The 18,491-nt window shown below is 67.8% G+C and carries 21 protein-coding genes; 6 read left to right on the forward strand and 15 right to left on the reverse strand.

Translation table 11 applies throughout. The annotated features are described in order from the left end of the window. Positions 1 to 36: 36 nt before the first annotated feature. The 3 genes from HAV18_RS27915 to HAV18_RS40070 form a co-directional block, all read right to left on the reverse strand. Positions 37 to 1,374: a glutamine synthetase family protein gene (locus tag HAV18_RS27915; RefSeq protein ID WP_166962644.1), complete on the reverse strand. Its 1,338-nt coding sequence runs from the start codon at positions 1,372 to 1,374 to the stop codon at positions 37 to 39. Between the two features lie 29 nt (positions 1,375 to 1,403). Beyond that, positions 1,404 to 2,192, reverse strand: a complete 789-nt coding sequence (locus tag HAV18_RS27920; RefSeq protein WP_166962646.1) for a gamma-glutamyl-gamma-aminobutyrate hydrolase family protein — start codon at positions 2,190 to 2,192, stop codon at positions 1,404 to 1,406. Positions 2,193 to 2,475: 283 nt separating this feature from the next. Continuing rightward, positions 2,476 to 2,700 carry a hypothetical protein gene (locus tag HAV18_RS40070; protein ID WP_072437498.1) on the reverse strand — a complete coding sequence of 75 codons (225 nt, stop codon included), beginning with the start codon at positions 2,698 to 2,700 and terminating at the stop codon, positions 2,476 to 2,478. Positions 2,701 to 3,113: 413 nt separating this feature from the next. Between HAV18_RS40070 and HAV18_RS27930 the strand changes: the two genes are divergently transcribed. After that, complete coding sequence (locus HAV18_RS27930) at positions 3,114 to 3,665, forward strand: cupin domain-containing protein (protein WP_166962648.1); 552 nt, start codon at positions 3,114 to 3,116, stop codon at positions 3,663 to 3,665. 97 nt (positions 3,666 to 3,762) lie between these two features. Next, a complete protein-coding gene (locus tag HAV18_RS27935) occupies positions 3,763 to 5,253 on the forward strand; it encodes an aldehyde dehydrogenase (protein ID WP_166962650.1) in 1,491 nt (496 codons plus the stop codon). 63 nt (positions 5,254 to 5,316) lie between these two features. On the opposite strand, the gene HAV18_RS27940 is transcribed toward HAV18_RS27935, so the two are convergent. After that, positions 5,317 to 5,517 carry a heavy-metal-associated domain-containing protein gene (locus HAV18_RS27940; RefSeq protein WP_011353438.1) on the reverse strand — a complete coding sequence of 67 codons (201 nt, stop codon included), beginning with the start codon at positions 5,515 to 5,517 and terminating at the stop codon, positions 5,317 to 5,319. A gap of 363 nt (positions 5,518 to 5,880) precedes the next feature. On the opposite strand from HAV18_RS27940, the gene HAV18_RS27945 reads away from it, so the two are divergent. Continuing rightward, positions 5,881 to 6,213, forward strand: coding sequence for a cupredoxin domain-containing protein (locus tag HAV18_RS27945; RefSeq protein ID WP_059521142.1), 333 nt, complete (start codon positions 5,881 to 5,883; stop codon positions 6,211 to 6,213). A gap of 12 nt (positions 6,214 to 6,225) precedes the next feature. After that, positions 6,226 to 7,062: an FTR1 family protein gene (locus HAV18_RS27950; RefSeq protein WP_166962652.1), complete on the forward strand. Its 837-nt coding sequence runs from the start codon at positions 6,226 to 6,228 to the stop codon at positions 7,060 to 7,062. A 117-nt stretch (positions 7,063 to 7,179) separates the two neighbouring features. On the opposite strand, the gene HAV18_RS27955 is transcribed toward HAV18_RS27950, so the two are convergent. From HAV18_RS27955 to HAV18_RS27985, 7 genes are all read right to left on the reverse strand, one after another. Next, positions 7,180 to 7,398 carry a hypothetical protein gene (locus HAV18_RS27955; protein WP_166962654.1) on the reverse strand — a complete coding sequence of 73 codons (219 nt, stop codon included), beginning with the start codon at positions 7,396 to 7,398 and terminating at the stop codon, positions 7,180 to 7,182. Beyond that, positions 7,398 to 7,850, reverse strand: coding sequence for a hypothetical protein (locus HAV18_RS27960; RefSeq protein ID WP_166962656.1), 453 nt, complete (start codon positions 7,848 to 7,850; stop codon positions 7,398 to 7,400). The genes HAV18_RS27955 and HAV18_RS27960 overlap by 1 nt, the downstream gene beginning before the upstream one ends. Positions 7,851 to 7,909: 59 nt before the next feature. Then, a complete protein-coding gene (glmS, locus tag HAV18_RS27965; protein ID WP_166962658.1) occupies positions 7,910 to 9,727 on the reverse strand; it encodes a glutamine--fructose-6-phosphate transaminase (isomerizing) in 1,818 nt (605 codons plus the stop codon). 54 nt (positions 9,728 to 9,781) lie between these two features. Continuing rightward, entirely contained in the window at positions 9,782 to 11,143 is a 1,362-nt protein-coding gene (glmU, locus tag HAV18_RS27970) for a bifunctional UDP-N-acetylglucosamine diphosphorylase/glucosamine-1-phosphate N-acetyltransferase GlmU (protein ID WP_166962660.1), read from the reverse strand. A gap of 135 nt (positions 11,144 to 11,278) precedes the next feature. Next, the gene (gene ttcA, locus HAV18_RS27975; protein WP_166962662.1) at positions 11,279 to 12,274 is read right to left on the reverse strand and encodes a tRNA 2-thiocytidine(32) synthetase TtcA; all 996 of its coding nucleotides are present in this window, start codon (positions 12,272 to 12,274) and stop codon (positions 11,279 to 11,281) included. After that, positions 12,271 to 12,675: a dihydroneopterin aldolase gene (locus HAV18_RS27980; protein WP_166962664.1), complete on the reverse strand. Its 405-nt coding sequence runs from the start codon at positions 12,673 to 12,675 to the stop codon at positions 12,271 to 12,273. The genes ttcA and HAV18_RS27980 overlap by 4 nt, the downstream gene beginning before the upstream one ends. Before the next feature lie 78 nt (positions 12,676 to 12,753). Further along, positions 12,754 to 13,497, reverse strand: coding sequence for an SDR family oxidoreductase (locus tag HAV18_RS27985; protein WP_166962666.1), 744 nt, complete (start codon positions 13,495 to 13,497; stop codon positions 12,754 to 12,756). A gap of 13 nt (positions 13,498 to 13,510) precedes the next feature. Here HAV18_RS27985 and HAV18_RS27990 point away from each other — a divergent pair, with 13 nt between their 5' ends. Beyond that, on the forward strand, positions 13,511 to 14,704 hold the full coding sequence (locus HAV18_RS27990) for a class I SAM-dependent methyltransferase (RefSeq protein WP_166962668.1): 1,194 nt from the start codon (positions 13,511 to 13,513) through the stop codon (positions 14,702 to 14,704). Between the two features lie 12 nt (positions 14,705 to 14,716). Further along, positions 14,717 to 14,911: a DUF2905 domain-containing protein gene (locus HAV18_RS27995; RefSeq protein ID WP_059667113.1), complete on the forward strand. Its 195-nt coding sequence runs from the start codon at positions 14,717 to 14,719 to the stop codon at positions 14,909 to 14,911. Positions 14,912 to 14,935: 24 nt separating this feature from the next. Here HAV18_RS27995 and HAV18_RS28000 read toward each other — a convergent pair whose 3' ends face one another. The 4 genes from HAV18_RS28000 to HAV18_RS28015 form a co-directional block, all read right to left on the reverse strand. Continuing rightward, complete coding sequence (locus HAV18_RS28000) at positions 14,936 to 15,157, reverse strand: hypothetical protein (RefSeq protein WP_011353424.1); 222 nt, start codon at positions 15,155 to 15,157, stop codon at positions 14,936 to 14,938. A 100-nt stretch (positions 15,158 to 15,257) separates the two neighbouring features. Next, positions 15,258 to 16,166 carry a carbohydrate kinase gene (locus HAV18_RS28005; RefSeq protein WP_166962670.1) on the reverse strand — a complete coding sequence of 303 codons (909 nt, stop codon included), beginning with the start codon at positions 16,164 to 16,166 and terminating at the stop codon, positions 15,258 to 15,260. Then, complete coding sequence (locus HAV18_RS28010) at positions 16,163 to 17,443, reverse strand: AGE family epimerase/isomerase (RefSeq protein ID WP_166962672.1); 1,281 nt, start codon at positions 17,441 to 17,443, stop codon at positions 16,163 to 16,165. Before HAV18_RS28010 ends, HAV18_RS28005 begins: the two co-directional genes overlap by 4 nt. Then, positions 17,440 to 18,459, reverse strand: a complete 1,020-nt coding sequence (locus HAV18_RS28015) for a LacI family DNA-binding transcriptional regulator (protein WP_166962674.1) — start codon at positions 18,457 to 18,459, stop codon at positions 17,440 to 17,442. Before HAV18_RS28015 ends, HAV18_RS28010 begins: the two co-directional genes overlap by 4 nt. Between the last annotated feature and the right edge of the window lie 32 nt (positions 18,460 to 18,491).

Below are 18,491 nucleotides of genomic sequence, written 5' to 3' on the forward strand. Positions count from 1 at the left end.
TTTCCTCCGTGTTTCCGTATTCGGTCGTGTGCACGCTCAGACGTGCAGCAGCAGGTGGCGGCGTTCCCACGAGCTGATCACGCGGAAGAACGCTTCGTATTCGGTTTCCTTCAGCGCGAAATACGCCTTCAGGAACTTGTGGCCGAGGATCTCGCCGAGCGGCTCGCACGCGGCCATCAGCGTCAGCCCTTCCTCGAGGTTGCGCGGCAGCTGGTACGGCAGGTCGTAGCCGTCGCTGACGAGCGGCTCGGTCGGCTCCAGGCGCTGCGTCATGCCGAGGTAGCCGGCCGCGAGCGTCGCGGCGAGCGCGAGGTACGGGTTGCAGTCGACGCCCGGGATGCGGTTCTCGATGCGGCGTGCCGACGGGCCCGAGTGCGGGATGCGGAACCCGACCGTGCGGTTGTCGTAGCCCCACTGCACGTTGATCGGCGCGGCCATGAAGCGCGACAGCCGGCGATACGAGTTGATGTACGGCGCGAAGATCGGCATCAGCGCCGGCGTGTACTTCTGCAGCCCGGCGAGGTAGTTGTAGAACATCGACGTCGCGCCGCCGGTTTCCTGCGACGTGAACAGGTTCTGGCCCGTCTCCTCGTCGACGATGCTCTGGTGCACGTGCATCGCCGAACCCGGTTCGTCTTCCATCGGCTTGGCCATGAACGTCGCGTACATGTTGTGACGCAGCGCGGCCTCGCGCACCGTGCGCTTGAACAGGAACACCTGGTCGGCCAGCGACAGCGCGTCGCCGTGCATGAAGTTGATCTCCATCTGCGCGGCGCCGACTTCGTGGATCAGCGTGTCGATGTCGAGGTTCTGCGCTTCGCAGTATTCGTAGATGTCCTCGAACAGCGGATCGAACTCGTTGACGGCCTCGATCGAATACGACTGGCGGCCCGTTTCGGGGCGGCCCGTACGGCCGACCGGCGGACGCAGCGGCAGGTCCGGGTCCTTGTTCATGTCAACGAGGTAGAACTCGAGTTCCGGCGCGACGACGGGCTTCCAGCCCTTCGCCTTGTACAGGTCGAGCACGCGGCGCAGCACGTAGCGCGGCGAGATCTCGACCGGCGAGCCGTCGAAGTGCACGCAGTCGTGGATTACCTGCGCGGTCGGGTCAATGGCCCACGGGATCAGGCGGATCGTCGATTCGTCGGGCACGCACACCATGTCGGGGTCGGTCACGCCGGTCAGCGAGCCGTCCTCCGGATATTCGCCGGTGACGGTCTGTACCATCACGGCCTGCGGCAGCCGCATCGATTCACCGGAGGTGAACTTGTTGCGCGGCGTGATCTTGCCGCGCGCGATGCCAGCCATGTCGGGAATGATCGCCTCGACTTCGGTGATCCGGTGTTGTTTCAGAAAACTTTCGATGTCTTGCATGTCTGTTCTCGTTGGTTGGGTCGGCGCGCTCAGGCGAGCGCGGCGGCGGCCGTGGCGTGCGTGCGGGCGTCGCGACGGGCGCGGCAGGCGTCGCCGAAGGCGCGGAAGATCGCGCTCGACAGCGGGTCCTGCGCATGCCGCCATTCCGGATGCCATTGCACGGCGAGGGCGAAAGCCGGTGCATCGACGACGCTCACGGCTTCGATCAGGCCGTCCGGTGCGACGGCCTCGACGGCGAGGCCGGAGCCGAGCTGCGCGATGCCCTGCTTGTGCAGCGAGTTCACGTGCACTTCGTCGCGGCCGCCGGCGAGCGCGTGCAGCTTGCCGCCGGGCGTCAGGCGCACGACGTGCGCGGGGCCGTATTGCGTGTCCATCGGCGTGTTGTCGTCCTCGCGGTGATCGGCGAAGCCCGGCACGTCATGCACGCGCTGGTGCAGCGTGCCGCCGCAGACGACGTTCAGCTCCTGGAAGCCGCGGCAGACGGCGAGCACGGGCACACCCGCGGCGATTGCCGCGCGCAGCAGCGGCAGCGTGGTCGCGTCGCGGGCCGGGTCGTGCTTCGTGCCGGGCGCGCTCGGTTCGCCGCCGTACAGGTGCGGCTCGACGTTCGAGTAGCTGCCGGTAAACAGCAGGCCGTCGACCGTGTCGAGGATGTCGTCGGTCGACTGGCGCTCGCCGAGCGCGGGCAGCACCATCGCGAACGCTTGCGCGCCGTCGACGATCGCGGCGACGTATTTGTCGCCGACCGTATGCGACGCGTGTGCGCCGATTTGCGTGTGGTCGGCGGTGATGCCGACGAGGGGTTTCCTTCTTTCCATGACGTCAATCAGTTATCCGGAAGGTTGTTGCGTACGTCTTGCCGGATGTGGCGAAACGCCGGCGTGCAACAACCCCGCAGCCTTGCGTGGGACGCAGGGCCGCTGGTGAATGGGCGCAACGGGATGGCGTGGCGATCCGCGCTGCGCGCGACGATCAGGCCGTCGTTCGTTTCATTGCGATACGCGACGCCGCAACGAATGCGCGAACGCGTTCCGTCACCGCACGGACGATGCGGTTGGCGAATCAGCGGATGAAACGAACGACGTAAAGAAAGGAGAGGCGCTACGGCAGCAGCGACGCCACTTCGTCGGTATCGACGGCGACGAATGCGCGTGCGGATACGGCGTTGTGACGCCGAACGGAACGACGGGACAGGATGGTGTAGATCGACAGATGCTGCAGGCGAGGACTATGCCAGCCGCAACTGCCATCGGAAGGGGACGCCGCGCTGCGCGAACTTCGCGCCACGCTTCGATCCCACCTCACCAGAGGGCCACGGACTCTCACGATTACACTCGACTGGGTTGTTGAAAGTATTGAACACCTGACCGTTTCGACGCGCTGGGCGTTTAAAATAATCAAGGCGCCGGTTACGCGTCATTTACATTGATGGGCATCAATTTTTGCGTTGCAATAACGTTTTTTGATGCCGATGAAAGCTTGATGACGCTAACCTGAGAGCCAGCATATACGAGCCAAAAACGGCGTCAAATGTTTTTTAACGGTGTTGCATCAGGGCTTTCCCGAGCAGTGCGAACAAAAGATTCGCAAACGGAATAATCGACAAGGTGTTCATTATTTCGAACGCCTTTCAGGGTTTTCCCCGCTGATGTACGGCATAAAGTGATTAGAATATTCAACGGCTGTCCACCGCGTCGTTTCACTTTGTCACCGCACCTATCGTGTCCGAAACCGAATCGATGTCCACCGAAGTCGCCGAGCGCCTGCGTTTCGTGCGCAACAAGCATGGCCTGTCGCAGCGCGAACTCGCGAAGCGGGCCGGCGTGACCAACGGCACGATCTCGCTGATCGAACAGGGCCGCGTGAGCCCGTCGGTCGGCTCGCTGAAGAAGCTGCTCGAATGCATCCCGATGAGTCTTGCGGAGTTCTTCACGTTCGAGCTCGCCGAATCGCGTTCGGTCGTGTCGCGTCGCGACGAGATGCCGAACCTCGGCAACGACACGCTCGCGTTTCACCTGGTCGGCGCGAGCATGAAGGACCGCAACATGTGCATCCTGCGCGAGATCTACCAGCCGCAGGCCGATACGGGGCCCGAGATGCTCGTGCACGCAGGGCACGAGGGCGGTGTCGTCGTGTCGGGCAAGCTCGAGCTGACCGTCGACGGCGCGACGTGGCTGCTCGACCCCGGAGACGGCTACTACTTCGAAAGCCGTTTGCCGCACCGTTTTCGCAATCCCAGCGCGGACCTGATCTGTGAGGTCGTCTCGGCCAATTCGCCGGCGACCTTCTGACCTTCCGGTCGCGCATCACCGCATTCGCTGCCGGCCGGCTGCGCGTCACGCGCAGCGGCGTGCCGCATCGCGAATGCCCAAAAACTGAGGCATCCTGATGAACAAGTTGACTTTGGCTGACTGGCAGGACAAGGCGGCGTCGCTCGAGATCGAAGGGCGCGCATTCATCGACGGCGCGTCGCGCGACGCGCATGGCGGCAAGACGTTCGACTGCGTGAGCCCGATCGACGGCCGCGTGCTCGCGAAGGTCGCCGATTGCGGCGAAGCCGACGTGAACGCGGCCGTTGCCGCGGCGCGCCGCGCGTTCGACGCGGGCGTGTGGGCTGGGCTGAACCCGCGTGCGCGCAAGGCCGTGCTGCTGCGCTGGGCCGCGCTGATGCGCGAGCATCTCGACGAGCTGTCGCTGCTCGAAACGCTCGACGCCGGCAAGCCGATCGGCGACACGACGACGGTCGACGTGCCGGGCGCCGCCTATTGTGTCGAATGGTTTGCGGAAGCGATCGACAAGGTGGGCGGCGAAGTCGCGCCGGCCGATCATCATCTCGTCGGTCTCGTCACGCGCGAGCCGGTCGGCGTGGTGGCCGCCGTCGTGCCGTGGAATTTCCCGATCCTGATGGCCGCGTGGAAATTCGGCCCCGCGCTCGCCGCCGGCAACAGCGTCGTGCTGAAGCCGTCGGAGAAATCGCCGCTGACCGCGATCCGGGTCGCGCAGCTCGCGTACGAGGCCGGCATGCCGGCGGGCGTGTTCAACGTCGTGCCGGGGGCGGGCGAGCCCGGCAAGCTGCTGGCGCTGCATCGCGACGTCGACTGCATTGCGTTCACGGGCTCGACGGCAGTCGGCAAGCTGATCATGCAGTACGCCGCGCAGTCGAACCTGAAGCGCGCGTGGCTCGAACTCGGCGGCAAGTCGCCGAACATCGTGCTGCCCGATTGTCCCGATCTCGACCGCGCGGCGCAGGCGGCCGCCGGCGCGATCTTCTACAACATGGGCGAGATGTGCACGGCGGGTTCGCGGCTGCTCGTGCATCGCGACATCAAGGATGTGTTCATCGAGAAGCTCGTCGCGGCCGCGCGTGCGTACGTGCCCGGCAATCCGCTCGATCCGTCGGTGTCGATGGGCGCGATCGTCGACGGCATCCAGCTCGAGCGTGTGCTCGGCTATATCGAGGCCGGGCGCAGCGAAGGCAGGCTCGTCACCGGCGGTGCGCGCGTGAAGGAGGAGACGGGCGGCTTCTACGTGGAGCCGACGGTGTTCGAGGTGAAGCCGGATGCGAAGATCGCGCGCGAGGAGATCTTCGGGCCCGTGCTGTCGGTGATCGTGTTCGACGACGTCGACGAGGCCGTGCGGATCGCGAACGACACCGAATACGGGCTGGCCGCGGCCGTGTGGACGTCGAACCTGACGACCGCGCACGACGTGTCGCGTCGGCTGCGCGCGGGCACCGTCTGGGTGAACTGCTACGACGAGGGCGGCGACATGAACTTTCCGTTCGGCGGCTACAAGCAGTCGGGCAACGGCCGCGACAAGTCGCTGCACGCGCTCGAGAAGTACACCGAGCTGAAGTCGACGCTGATCCGGCTGCGCTGACGGGAAATCGGGCGCGGGCACGGCGCCGTACGGCGGTGTGCCCGCGCCCGTGGCGTGCGGGCGTTATGCGGCACGCAGTGCGGGGTGGAAGCCGGCGGCTTCGATGATCGACTGCACGCGCTCGGCGCCTTGCGCCGATTCGACCTTGACGATCTTCGCCGCGACGTCGATGTCGAGCTTCGCAGCGGGATCGGCAGCCGTCACCGCACGCGTGATTGCATTGGCACAGCCGCCGCAGGTCATGTCCTGGACTTCGAATTCCATCGTGTTCTCCTGAGTTGACGATTGACAAGCATCGACAGCATGAAGCTTGCCACGGTGGGAAGGTCAAGCGTACGCGTGTCGCCGAAAATCAGTGTCGCGGCCTCGGTGTGACGACAGTAGTGCCGCGACAGCATGTTGCAAAGATGAAGTCTGATGAATGGCGAGCGAGCCTGCGCCGTCATTCCGAACTTGTCCGGATTGACGGCGAAGCGTTCCAGGCAAAGTCAGGCGGATGCCTTGCCGGGCAACGCGCGAAGGTGAGCGATGAAGCACGATCACCATGCTGCCAGTAAGGGTACGCGAGATGAAAATGCGAATCGATCTTAGTATCGGCTCCCTTCGATATTTCAATTCGTTACCCCCATGAACCGTTTTGCTTTCGGCTTTGCGCTGGCGCTGCTGGGCGCATCGGCAACCTCCGCATTCGCGGCCGACGATGTCGTCAATCTGACCCTGAAGGATCACAAGTTTTCGCCGGACGGCGTGACGATTCCGGCCGGCAAGAAAGTGAAGTTCGTCGTGAAGAACCTCGACGCGACGCCCGCCGAATTCGAGAGCGACGACTTCAAGGCGGAGAAGGTCGTGCCCGCGGGCAAGTCGGTGGAGATCCTGGTCGGGCCGCTGAAGGCCGGCACGTACGAATTCCACGACGAGTATCACGAAGCGCAGTCGAAGACGCACCTGAGCGTCAAGTAAGCCCATATCGCCATGTTGTCTACTGCCCTGATCGTTTTTCGTGAAGTGCTCGAGGCCGCGCTGGTGGTCTCGATCGTGATGGCCGCCACGAAGGGCGTGCCGCGGCGCGGCTGGTGGGTCGGCGGCGGGCTGGTTGGCGGCGTGATCGGCGCCGGCCTGATCGCGGCGTTCGCCGACGTGATTTCGCAATGGGCATCCGGCATGGGGCAGGAGGTCTTCAACGCGGGCGTGATGTTCGTCGCGACGCTGATGCTCGCGTGGCACAGCATCTGGATGAGCCGGCACGGCCGCGAGATGGCGCTGCAGATGACCGAGGTCGGGCGTGCCGTCGCGGCCGGCAGCAAGCCGCTGACGGGGCTGGCGATCGTGGTCGGCGTCGCGGTGCTGCGCGAAGGCTCCGAAGCCGTGCTGTTCCTGTACGGCATCGCCGCGGGCGATCCGGGGCAGACGCCGCAGATGATCGCCGGCGGGCTGCTCGGCGTGCTCGGCGGTGCAGGGCTTGGCTACGGGATGTATGCGGGCCTGCTGCAGATTCCGCTGAAGCGTTTGTTCTCCGTCACCAACTGGCTGATCGTGCTGCTCGCGGCGGGCATGGCGAGCCAGTGCGTCGGCTTCCTGCTCGCGGCGGGCCTCGTACCGTCGTGGGGCGATGCAGTCTGGGATACGTCGTGGCTGCTCAAGGAGTCGAGCATCGTCGGCAAGGCGCTGCATACGCTGATCGGCTATACCGCGCGCCCGGCGGGCATCCAGATCGTCGCGTACCTCGCGACGCTGGCCGCGATTGTCGGGCTGGCACGGTTCGTCGGCCGGCCGCAGGCGGCGGTGCGGCCGCCACGGCCTGCGGCCTGAGTTGTCCGGTTCGAACAGGAAAGGGGCGTCCATGACGCCCCTTTTTTCATGTGCGGTTCGCGGCCGGCCGGTGCGCGGCGTCGACGATAGTGCGCAGGCTGCGCACGCCGAGCCCGCTCAGCGGTGGCTGTCGATCCATGCGCGGGCCCATTCGATGCCCGCTTCGCGCGCGTCGTCCTCGGTGTCGAACACGCCGAGCACGCCGGATGCCTCGACGAGCTTGTTGTTCTGCGTGATCGTGCCGCTCGCCGCGAAACGTTCGGGCTGCAGGATCTCGTCCTGCTGCAGGATCGCGTGGCCCCAGATCTGGTAGCCAAGGTAGGTTTGCGCTTCCATTATCGAGTCACCTCCGCGGAGCGGTTGTGCGTGCCGACCTGCAGCACGTTGCCATCCGGCGTGTATTGCCGGGGGATGTCGGAGAACTTGAGCGTGTACTTCGCGTCGGGGTCGGCAGGCTGCATCACCGTGAGGCGGCCCGGCGCGGGCTGTGCGACGGGGCGCGGTGCGGCGGGCGCCACGGCCGTGGCCGCGGGACGATGCGAACCGGCTTTCACGGCTTGCGCGACGCGGCGCTTGTGCGGCTTCACGGCGGCTTTCGGCGTTGCGCTCGCATGTTTCTCCGCGCTCTTGCCGGCGTGCACGTCGGCGCCCGCATGCGCGGCCGGCGTACGTGCTGCCGGCTGCCGCGCCTCGGGCGGATTCCAGACTTCGACGTAGTGCTCGGCGGCCCAGCCGGTCGACGCGAACGTCAGCGCCAGCAAACCGCATCCAAACAGTCTTACTACCATTGTGTCTCCGTCTGTCTGGCCAGCGCGCACGTTGTGGGCGCGCCGACCTGCTTCCCGCCTTACTCCACCGTCACCGATTTCGCGAGGTTCCGCGGCTTGTCGACGTCGGTGCCGCGAGCGCACGCGGTGTGATACGCGAGCAGTTGCAGCGGCACGACGTGCAGGATTGGCGACAGTTGCCCGTAGTGCTCCGGCATCCGGATCACGTGCAGGCCGTCGTCATTGACGATCTGCGTGTCGGCATCCGCGAACACGTACAGCTCGCCGCCGCGCGCGCGCACTTCCTGCATGTTCGACTTCAGCTTCTCGAGCAGCGTGTCGTTCGGCGCGACCGTGACGACCGGCATCGCTTCCGTGACGAGCGCGAGCGGCCCGTGCTTCAGCTCGCCGGCCGGATAGGCCTCGGCGTGGATGTACGAGATTTCCTTCAGCTTCAGCGCGCCTTCGAGCGCGATCGGGTAGTGCAGCCCGCGGCCGAGGAACAGCGCGTTTTCCTTGCGCGCGAATTCCTCCGACCACGCGATGATCTGCGGCTCGAGCGCGAGCACGCTGTTCAGCGCCGCCGGCAGGTGGCGCAACTGCTTCAGGAATTCCGCTTCCTGCGCGGCATCGACGTGCCCGCGCAGCTTGCCGAGCGTCGCGGCCAGCACGAACAGCGCGACGAGCTGGGTCGTGAACGCCTTCGTCGACGCAACGCCGATCTCGGTGCCCGCGTGCGTCAGGAACTGCATTTCGGTGAGGCGCACCATCGCGCTCGTCGCGACGTTGCAGACCGCGAGCGTGTGCGTGTGACCGAGCGACTGCGCGTGCTTGAGTGCCGCGAGCGTGTCGGCCGTCTCGCCCGACTGCGAGATCACCAGCACGAGCTGGCGCGGGTTCGGCACCGATTCGCGGTAGCGGTATTCGCTCGCGATCTCGACCTGGGTCGGGATCTTCGCGATCGATTCGAGCCAGTACTTCGCGGTGAGGCCCGAGTAGTAGCTCGTGCCGCACGCGAGGATCAGCAGGCTGTCGATGTCCGCGAACGCGGCGGGTGCTGCGTCGCCGAACAGCGTTGCGTCGAACGCGTCCGTTTGCGGCACGGTATCGCTGATCGCGCGCGGCTGCTCGAAGATTTCCTTCTGCATGAAGTGGCGATACGGGCCGAGCTCGACCGCGCCGCCGTACGCGCTGACCACGCGGATCTCGCGCTGCACGGTGGCGCCGTGGCGATCGACGATCTTCACGCCGTCGAGCGACAGCTCGCACATGTCGCCTTCCTCGAGGAACGTGAAGCGGTCGGTGCTGCCCGCGAGCGCGAGCGCATCGGACGCGAGGAAGTTCTCGCCGTCGCCGTGGCCGACCACGAGCGGCGAACCCTGGCGCGCGCCGACGACGGTATGCGGCTGGTCCTTGTGGATCACGGCGATCGCATACGCGCCATGCAGCTGGCCCACCGCTTCGCGCACCGCGTCGAACAGGTTGCCGCGATACAGGCTGTGCACGAGGTGGGCAATCACCTCGGTGTCGGTCTGCGACACGAATTCGTAGCCCTTCGCGCGCAGCGCTTCGCGCAGCGTCTCGAAGTTCTCGATGATGCCGTTGTGGACGAGCGCGAGCGCGTTCGACGAGAAGATCGGGTGCGCGTTGTGCGTGACGGGCGCGCCGTGCGTGGCCCAGCGCGTGTGCGCGATGCCCGTCGTGCCTTCGAGGTGCGACTCGCGCACCTGCGTGTCGAGATCGGCGACGCGCGCGACGCTGCGCGCGCGCTTCGGTGCGCCAGGCTCGAGCACGGCGACGCCGCACGAGTCGTAGCCACGGTATTCGAGGCGCCGCAATCCTTCGATCAGCACCGGAACGATATTACGCTGCGCAACTGCGCCGACAATGCCGCACATGAATGGTCAATCCTGTAAGTCGACGCGGGCGCCGCCGGGGCGCCCGCAAAAGGTTCAGCTCTTCTTCTTGACCGGGCGGACGTAGCCGCTCTTCGCGATCTGGGTCTTCTCGTTCAGCGCGAGCAGGCCGTCGGCCACGTCCTTCCAGATCGTCGTGCCGGCGGCGATCGTCACGCCGCGGCCGACGCGCACGGGCGCGACGAGCTGCGTGTCGGAGCCGACGAACACGTCGTCCTCGATCACGGTGCGGAACTTGTTCGCGCCGTCGTAGTTGCAGGTGATCGTGCCCGCGCCGATGTTCACGCGCGCGCCGATGTCGGCGTCGCCGATGTACGTGAGGTGGTTCGCCTTCGAGCCGCGGCCGATCACCGCATTCTTCACCTCGACGAAGTTGCCGACGTGGGCTTCGTCCGCGAGCTGCGCGCCGGGGCGCAGCCGCGCGTACGGGCCGATCACGGTGTTAGCGCCGAGCTCGGCGCCGTCGATGTGCGTGAACGCGTCGATGCGCGTGCCCGCGCCGACCGACGCGTTGCGGATCACGCAGTTCGCGCCGATCGTCACGTTGTCGGCGAGCGTCACGTTGCCTTCGAACACGCAGTTCACGTCGATCGACACGTCGCGGCCGCAGCGCAGCGTGCCGCGCACGTCGACGCGTGCCGGATCGGCGAGCGTGACGCCGTCGACGAGCAGCGCGTCGGCGATATTGCGCTGGTGGATGCGTTCGAGCTCGGCGAGCTGCGCCTTGCTGTTCACGCCGAGCGTTTCCCATTCCTCGTCGGGCTGCGCGGTGACGACCTCGAAACCGGCCTCGATCGCGAGTTCGACGACGTCGGTCAGGTAGTACTCGCCCTGCGCGTTCTCGTTCTTCAGCGCGCCGAGCCACATCGACAGCTGGGCCGTGGGCGTGACGATGATGCCCGTGTTGATCTCGGCGATCTTCAGCTGTTCGGGCGACGCGTCCTTCTGTTCGACGATGCGCGTGACGAAGCCGGCCGCGTCGCGCACGATGCGGCCGTAGCCGGTCGGATCGTCGAGCGTGACGGTCAGAATCCCGTAGCGGCCCTCGCGTGCGGCATCAACGAGGCGCTGCAGCGTCGATGCGCGCGTGAGCGGCACGTCGCCGTACAGCACGAGCGTCGGTTGAGCGGGATCGAGGAGCGGCAGCGCCTGGCGGACCGCGTGGCCGGTGCCGAGCTGCTCGGCCTGCACCGCGAACTGGACGTCGGGCGCGCCGACGGCGGCCTGGACCTGCTCGGCGCCGTGACCGACGACGACGACCAGCCGGGACGGCTGCAGCGTGCGCGCGGTGTCGATGACGTGGGAGAGGAGCGGCCTGCCGGCCAGGGGGTGAAGCACTTTCGGCAGCGCGGAACGCATGCGCTTGCCGGTGCCTGCCGCCAAAATCACGATATTCATGGCGCCAGCTTGTCAGAGGAGTTCGAAGCCGTCCATTTTAGCATGCGGCCCCCGCCGTTCCGGGGCTGTCGCGGCGGGGCGACAGCGCCGGAAAAGGGCCGCGCGGCCCCGTTCCGACGGGTGTTCGGACCCCGCTTACAGGTCGTCGAACTGGACGATCGAGATCGGTTTGGCGGCGCCCGGCGCGGCCGTGTCGTCGCCCGACGCGCACGGTTCCTCGTCGAACGCGATGTCGCCTTGCGGATCGGCAACGCCGGTCGCGCGCAGCGACTGGAACGGGTACAGCGTGGTGTCCATCAGGTGCGACGGCACGACCTTCGCGAGCGCGTTGAACATGTTCTCGACGCGGCCCGGGAAGCGCTTGTCCCATTCGCGGATCAGCGCCTTCATTTCCGCGCGCTTCAGGTTCGGCTGGCTGCCGCACAGGTTGCACGGGATGATCGGGAATTCGCGCAGTTCCGCGTATTTCTCGAGATCGGTTTCCTTCACGTACGCGAGCGGGCGGATCACGATGTTCTTGCCGTCGTCCGACTGCAGCTTCGGGGGCATTCCCTTCAGCTTGCCGCCGTAGAACATGTTGAGCAGCAGCGTCTGCACGATGTCGTCGCGGTGGTGGCCGAGTGCGATCTTGGTCGCGCCGAGTTCGCCGGCCACGCGATACAGGATCCCGCGGCGCAGCCGCGAGCACAGCGAGCAGGTCGTCTTGCCTTCGGGCACGAGCCGCTTGACGATGCTGTAGGTGTCCTGGTTCTCGATGTGGAACGGCACGCCGACCTGTTTCAGGTATTCGGGCAGCACGTGCTCGGGGAAGCCCGGTTGCTTCTGGTCGAGGTTCACCGCGACGATGTCGAAGTCGATCGGCGCGCGCTCGCGCAGGCGCAGCAGCACGTCGAGCATCGCGTAGCTGTCCTTGCCGCCCGACAGGCACACCATCACCTTGTCGCCTTGCTCGATCATGTTGTAGTCGCCAATGGCCTGGCCGACCTGGCGCACGATCCGCTTGAACAGCTTGTTGTTCTCGTACGCTTCCTTCTGTTCACGGCGCGTCAGCACCTGGCGGCCCGCCGGGGCGTCGGTTGCGTCGAGGGTGGCGGCATCGGCCGCCGTGTCATTCATGTGGGGGGCGTTCATGCGCGCTCCTCGTCCTTGATGCGAAAGACTTCGACGCCGACGGCGTCGCAGTCCGGATAAGCGTCCGGTTTCTCGGTACAGACGCGTACCGCGCGCACGGCATCGTGCGCCAGCAGGTGCGTGGCGATCGCGTCGCACAGCGTTTCCTGCAGGTGGATGTGGCCGCGCGCCACGCATTGCGCGACGCTCTGCTTCATCAGGTCGTAGTCGACGACTTCATGGAGACGGTCGTCGACGGGGGTGGACAGCGCGAGCGGCACGAACAGGTCGACGTTGATGACGACGCGCTGCTCGCCGCGCTTCTCGTGTTCGAAGGCACCGATGTTGATGTGCACTTCGTAGTCGCGCAGGTAGAGCCTGCGGCAGTCCGCGAGGCGGGGGTGCAGGAGAGCGGAAAACATGGTCGTCCCAGTCAAATTGGCGTGCGCACACGCAAAGCGGCGCGGGCGGCGGCAGTCAGGCCGCGCGATCCGCGCAGTTCATTCATTCGGGCCGGCGGCGGGCGGCACGAGGTGCTCGCCGCCGTCGACGGTCAGCGTCGCGCCCGTGACGCCGGGCGCGCTCGCGAGATAGCAGGCCGCCGCCGCGATGTCGTCCGCGTGCGGCGCGTGGCCGCGCACCAGCGCCGCGACCCGCACCTTCGGCGCGAGCGCGAGCGCCAGCGCCGCCGTCGCGCGGTTCAGCGCGGCCTGCATCAGCGCGTGCGACAACTGCGCCGGCGCAGGGTGAAACAGCGCCTGGTCCAGCACGTGGATCGCGCATGCGCGCAGCGCCTCATGCTCGCGCGCGGCGTCGGGCGTCGCGTCGGCGAGCGCGCGGGCCAGCGCGAGCGGCGCCGTCACGTTGCGCGCGAGTGCGCCGGCGAGCGACGCACCGTCCACCGTGTGCGCGTCGTCGGCGCCCGCGCTGGCGCTCACGAACACCGCGCACGCGGGCCGGCCGAGCGCTGCGCCGCATGCGGCGACGAGCGCGGCGGCGTCGGCTTCCAGGGCCAGATCGGCGTCGAGCACGACCGCGCGGCGGCCGAGCGCCGCGACTTCGGCGACGAGCGCGTCGGCGGCCGCGCGCGGCGTACCGGGGCTGCGCTGCAGCGCGACGTCCCAGCCGCGCCGTGCGAATCCCGTCGCGAGCGCACGACCGATCGACGCGGCGTCGGCCGCGCTGCCCAGGGCACCGGTGACGAGCGCCACGCGCTGGGTCGACGTATCGGCTGAAACGGTCATTTACAATGCCGGGATGAACCCGAAAGCTCACGAACCCGCTAGTTTACCTGCTCCCGGCCCTGACGCGCTCGCGCAGTCCGAAACCCTTGCCGCGCAACTGCGCGACGAGATCGCGGCGGCCGGCGGCTGGCTGCCGTTCGACCGCTTCATGGAGCGTGCGCTGTATGCGCCCGGCCTCGGCTATTACAGCGGCGGCGCGCGCAAGTTCGGGCGCCGCGCCGACGACGGCAGCGACTTCGTCACCGCGCCCGAGCTGTCGCCGCTGTTCGCGCAGACGCTCGCGCAACCGGTCGCGGAAGCGCTCGCGGCGAGCGATACGCGCCGCGTGATGGAATTCGGCGCCGGCACGGGCAAGCTCGCGGCCGGGCTGCTCGCCGCGCTCGACGCGCAGGGCGTCGAACTCGACGAATACCTGATCGTCGACCTGTCCGGCGAACTGCGCGGACGGCAGCGCGACACGATCGAGGCCGCCGCGCCGGCGCTGGCCACGAAGGTGCGCTGGCTCGACGCGCTGCCCGAACGGTTCGACGGCGTCGTGGTCGGCAACGAAGTGCTCGACGCGATGCCGGTGCGGCTGTTCGCGAAGGCGGGCGGCGTGTGGCACGAGCGCGGCGTCGCGCTCGACGCGCGGCAGGCGTTCGTGTTCGACGACCGCCCCGCCGACGCAGCCGGCCTGCCGCCGGTGCTCGCGGGTCTTGACGACGCGCACGACGGCTACGTGACCGAGACGCACGAGGCCGCGCTGGCGTTCACGCGCACCGTCTGCACGATGCTCGGGCGCGGCGCGGTGCTGCTGGTCGACTACGGCTTTCCCGCTCACGAGTACTACCACCCGCAGCGCGACAGCGGCACGCTGATGTGCCACTACCGGCACCATGCGCACGACGATCCGTTCCTGTACCCGGGGCTGCAGGACATCACCGCGCACGTCGAATTCACCGGCATCTACGACGCGGCTGTCGCGACCGGCGCCGACCTGCTCGGCTACACGTCGCAGGCGCGCTTCCTGCTGAACGCGGGCATCACCGACGCGCTGGCCGCGATCGATCCGTCGGACATCCGTGAATTCCTGCCGGCCGCGAACGCGGTGCAGAAGCTGATCTCCGAGGCAGAGATGGGCGAGCTGTTCAAGGTGATCGCGTTCTCGCGCGGCATCGACGGCACGCTCGACGCGTTCGCGCGCGGCGACCGCTCGCACGCACTCTGACGGGAGCCCGGCATGCTGCGCTGGCTGTTGACGACGTTCGTCGCGGTGATGATCCTGACGCGCTGCTGGCCGTGGCTCGGCAAGCTCGGCATCGGGCGGATGCCGGGCGACGTCACGCTGACGCTCGGCGGGCGGCGCTACCCGTTCCCGTTCATGTCGACGCTGGTGCTGACGATGCTGCTATCGATGGTGGCGCGGCTGCTCTGAGCCGCGCCTGACGAGCGGTACGCGTTACAGCTCGATCTCGCCGAGAATCCGGTGCGCGAGCGCTTTCGCCTCGTCGAACGCTTCTTCCTCGCTGGGGCTCGTCGAGTGGACGTCGTAACGCGTGTTCTCGGTGTCGTCCCCGTCGTCGCGCGCGAGGATCACGTAACCCTGGAACTGCCCGTTGCCCGCATGCTGGGTATGCGCCTTGGCCGTGTAGATGCCTTTCGTGAACGTGTTCGTGTCCATCGTGCTCTCCCGCAAAAGGACACTTCATCGTAGCACTGCGGCGCAGCATGTACAGCGTCGCTTATCGGTGACCGAACAGCGTCCGGTCACCGTCTTTCCCTCAGCGTTCGATCAGCGCGACGACCTCGTCGAGCGTCGGCGCGTGCGCGCCCGTATGCCGGCACGCGGCGGCGCCGGCCGCCAGCGCGAACCCGAGATGCTCGCGCCACGTGCGCTGCGGCGCGGCCATCAGGCTGAACAGCATGCCGCCGATCGACGCGTCGCCTGCGCCGACGGTGTCGGCCACCTCGACGCGCGGCGGGCTGGCCTCGTGCACGTCGCCGTCCGCGTAGAGCGTCGCGGCCTGCGCGCCGCGCGTGACGAGCACGGCCGCGCGCGGGTTCAGCGCGCGCACCGCCGCGATCGCGTCGGGGCCGTCGCCGCCGAACAGGTGCCGCAGGTCTTCGTCGGACACCTTGATGAGGTCGGCGAGCGCCGCCATTTTCTCCAGCGTCGGCCGGTACGCGGCCGTCATCAGGTTCCGCACGTTCGGATCGAAGCTGATCTTCACGCCGCGCGCGTGCAGATCGGCCGCGAGCGCGGCCAGCGTGCCCGCGAGCGGTTCGCGCACGAGGCTGATGCAGCCGAAATGCGCCCATTTCACGTGGTCGGTCCAGCCGGCCGGCAGCCGCGCGGGATCGAACGCGAGATCGGCGCTCGCTTCGCCGATGAAGAAGTACGCGGGCGGGCGCGTCTCGTGGACGATCGCGAGCAGCGGCGGCCGTGCGACGCGCTGCAGGAAGCGCAGGTCGAGCCCGGCCGCTTCGCTCGTGCGCCACAGGTCGTCGGAGAAGCAGTCTTCGCCGATCGAACCCGCGAGCGCGCTCGGTACGCCGAGCCGCGCGACCGCGCGCGCGACGTTCCAGCCGGCGCCGCCCGGCACCGAGGTCCATTGCGCATCGCCCGCGCGCACCATGTCGGTCAGGATGTCGCCCGCCGACACGAAAGCCGGAAACGTGCCGCCGCTCATTGCGTTGCCTCGCTGCGCTGCGCGCGCGCGAGGGTCGCGAGCACGTCGTAGCACGCGCCCATCGTGTGATAGTCGGTCTTGCCGGCCGGGCTCTTCTCGTCGCTGTACTTGCGGTTGTCGCAGGTGAGGATGCGGTACCACGCGCCGTAGCGGTGATCGACGAAGTGCGCCCAGCTGTAGCGCCAGATCTCGTCGTACCAGTCCCAGAAGCGCTCGCTGCCGGTGCGCGCGCCGAGCATCGCGGCCGCCGCGAAGGTTTCAGCCTGCACCCAGAAGTACTTGTTGTGGTCGCAGATCGTGAAGTCGGGGCCGAAGCCGTAGTACAGGCCGCCGTGATCGGCATCCCACGCGTGCGTGAGCGCCGCGTCGAACAGCTCGGCCGCGCGCGGCACGAGCCAGTCGAGCGGGCGGTGCCGCTCGAGGATCAGCAGCAGCTTCGCCCATTCGGTCTGGTGCCCGGGCTGGAAGCCCCACGGACGGAAGATGTTCGAGCTGTCTTCCTTGTTGTAGTCCCAGTCGATCGACCAGTCCGCATGGTAGTGCTCCCACACGAGCCCGCCCGACAGCGCGGCCTGGCGCTGCGTGATGTGGGACGCGAGCTTTTCCGCGCGATCGAGGTACGTGAGGTGGCCGGTCGCCTCGTAGGCCGCGAGCAGCGCCTCCGTCATGTGCATGTTCGCGTTCTGGCCGCGGTACGACGACACGATCCAGTTCGGCGTCGCGTCGTCCGCATACAGGCCCGCGGCCGCGTCCCAGAAGCGGTGCTCGGCCAGCTCGTAGGTCGCCGCGATCAGCGGACGCGCCTCGTCGATGCCGGCCATCGTCGCGTGCGAGGCCGCGAGCAGCACGAACGCGAGCCCGTAGCAGTGGCGCGTGCCGTCGAGCGTCTCGCGCTTCGCGCCGTCGCGCCAGTCGAGTTCCCAGTCGTAGCCCTGCAGTTCGTCGTCCCAGTGCGCATCGCGCAGGAAGCGCAGCCCGTGGCGCGCGTATTCCAGGTGGCGCGGATCGCCGAAATGCCGGTACGCCATCGCGTAGTTGAAGACGAACCGGCAGCTGCTGACGAGGTGGCGCGACGTGCGGTTGTAGATGCTGCCGTCGTCGCGGAAGTAATGGTAGAAGCCGCCCGTCGGATCGAACGCGTTGGTTGCGTAGAAGCGCAGCGTGTCCTCGATGTGCGACAGCAGGAACGACGGATCGCGGAAGCTCGCGACGAACGGCGCGGCTTGCGTGTGGGCGGCCGGTGCGGCCGTGCAGGGTTGGACCGGGGGCATGTTCATGATTCGGTAGCCGTTGCGATATCGAGTGCCGGGGAGCCGGCGGGCTGGCTGCTGGCCCGCACGATCAGCTCGACGGGCAGGGAGATCTCGGTGCGCTCGGGTGAGTCGGCGAGCAGCAGTTCGACGCCGCGGCGGCCGAGCGCCTCCTTGTCGACCGCGAGCGTCGTGAGCGGCGGGCTCGCGTGCGCGGCGGCCGGGATGTTGTCGAAACCGACGATCGCGATGTCGTCGGGAATGCGCAGCCCGCGCGCGGTGCACACGCGCTGCGCGGCGAGCGCGGCCGCGTCGTTGTATGCGAAGACCGCTTCCGGGCGCGGGCCCGGCGCGTCGAGCAACTGCTCCATCGCACGCGCGGCGCCCGTGTCGGGATCGAGCCCCGCGTCGATCGTCACTTCATAGGCGGGATCGAACAGTCGCCCGGCCTCGAAGAACGCGCGCCGGTAGCCGATCGCGCGCTGCGCGATGCTGAAGTGCGCGGGCGAGCCGCCGATGAACGCGATCCGCGAGCGGCCGGTGGCGAGCAGGTGGCGCATCGCGAGCGCCGCGCCCGTCGCGTTGTCGATGTTCACCGAGCGCAGGCCGGGTGCCCACAGGTCGATCAGCACGAGCGGCCGGCCGGTCGCGGCGAGCGCCTCGATCGTCTCCGGCTCGATGAAGCCGGCCACCGCGATCGCGTCGGGCGCGTGCGGGCGCATCTGGCGCAGCACGTCGTCGTTCGGCCCGACCGTGAGCAGCGTCGGCACGATGCCGCGCTCGCGGCATGCGTCCTCGACGCCGTGAAGCACGTGCGAGAAGAACGGGCTGGCCGGAAAGCGGTTGTGCTGGCGGTGCAGCAGGAAGGTGAGCCGGCGGATGCGCGGCCGCAACTGCGCGGGATCGTAGCCGAGCCGCTGCGCGATCTCGACGATGCGCGCACGCGTTGCTTCGGACAGGCCCGGCTGGTTTTTCAGCGCGCGGGAGACGGTGCCGATCGAGACCTCTGCCGCCCGCGCCACATCGCGAATGGTGGTTCCCATCGTTCGGGGTCCGGTTTGTTTAGGGTGAAAGC

It is taken from the genome of Burkholderia sp. D-99, from assembly GCF_011605345.1.
Taxonomy (GTDB): domain Bacteria; phylum Pseudomonadota; class Gammaproteobacteria; order Burkholderiales; family Burkholderiaceae; genus Burkholderia.

Bases quoted from the DNA above. Each gene is read 5' to 3' on its own strand.
- HAV18_RS27915 (WP_166962644.1), bottom strand. From the start codon at position 1,374: ATGCAAGACATCGAAAGTTTTCTGAAACAACACCGGATCACCGAAGTC.
- HAV18_RS27920 (WP_166962646.1), bottom strand. From the start codon at position 2,192: ATGGAAAGAAGGAAACCCCTCGTCGGCATCACCGCCGACCACACGCAA.
- HAV18_RS27930 (WP_166962648.1), top strand. From the start codon at position 3,114: ATGTCCACCGAAGTCGCCGAGCGCCTGCGTTTCGTGCGCAACAAGCAT.
- HAV18_RS27935 (WP_166962650.1), top strand. From the start codon at position 3,763: ATGAACAAGTTGACTTTGGCTGACTGGCAGGACAAGGCGGCGTCGCTC.
- HAV18_RS27940 (WP_011353438.1), bottom strand. From the start codon at position 5,517: ATGGAATTCGAAGTCCAGGACATGACCTGCGGCGGCTGTGCCAATGCA.
- HAV18_RS27945 (WP_059521142.1), top strand. From the start codon at position 5,881: ATGAACCGTTTTGCTTTCGGCTTTGCGCTGGCGCTGCTGGGCGCATCG.
- HAV18_RS27950 (WP_166962652.1), top strand. From the start codon at position 6,226: ATGTTGTCTACTGCCCTGATCGTTTTTCGTGAAGTGCTCGAGGCCGCG.
- HAV18_RS27955 (WP_166962654.1), bottom strand. From the start codon at position 7,398: ATGGAAGCGCAAACCTACCTTGGCTACCAGATCTGGGGCCACGCGATC.
- HAV18_RS27960 (WP_166962656.1), bottom strand. From the start codon at position 7,850: ATGGTAGTAAGACTGTTTGGATGCGGTTTGCTGGCGCTGACGTTCGCG.
- glmS (WP_166962658.1), bottom strand. From the start codon at position 9,727: ATGTGCGGCATTGTCGGCGCAGTTGCGCAGCGTAATATCGTTCCGGTG.
- glmU (WP_166962660.1), bottom strand. From the start codon at position 11,143: ATGAATATCGTGATTTTGGCGGCAGGCACCGGCAAGCGCATGCGTTCC.
- ttcA (WP_166962662.1), bottom strand. From the start codon at position 12,274: ATGAACGCCCCCCACATGAATGACACGGCGGCCGATGCCGCCACCCTC.
- HAV18_RS27980 (WP_166962664.1), bottom strand. From the start codon at position 12,675: ATGTTTTCCGCTCTCCTGCACCCCCGCCTCGCGGACTGCCGCAGGCTC.
- HAV18_RS27985 (WP_166962666.1), bottom strand. From the start codon at position 13,497: ATGACCGTTTCAGCCGATACGTCGACCCAGCGCGTGGCGCTCGTCACC.
- HAV18_RS27990 (WP_166962668.1), top strand. From the start codon at position 13,511: ATGAACCCGAAAGCTCACGAACCCGCTAGTTTACCTGCTCCCGGCCCT.
- HAV18_RS27995 (WP_059667113.1), top strand. From the start codon at position 14,717: ATGCTGCGCTGGCTGTTGACGACGTTCGTCGCGGTGATGATCCTGACG.
- HAV18_RS28000 (WP_011353424.1), bottom strand. From the start codon at position 15,157: ATGGACACGAACACGTTCACGAAAGGCATCTACACGGCCAAGGCGCAT.
- HAV18_RS28005 (WP_166962670.1), bottom strand. From the start codon at position 16,166: ATGAGCGGCGGCACGTTTCCGGCTTTCGTGTCGGCGGGCGACATCCTG.
- HAV18_RS28010 (WP_166962672.1), bottom strand. From the start codon at position 17,443: ATGAACATGCCCCCGGTCCAACCCTGCACGGCCGCACCGGCCGCCCAC.
- HAV18_RS28015 (WP_166962674.1), bottom strand. From the start codon at position 18,459: ATGGGAACCACCATTCGCGATGTGGCGCGGGCGGCAGAGGTCTCGATC.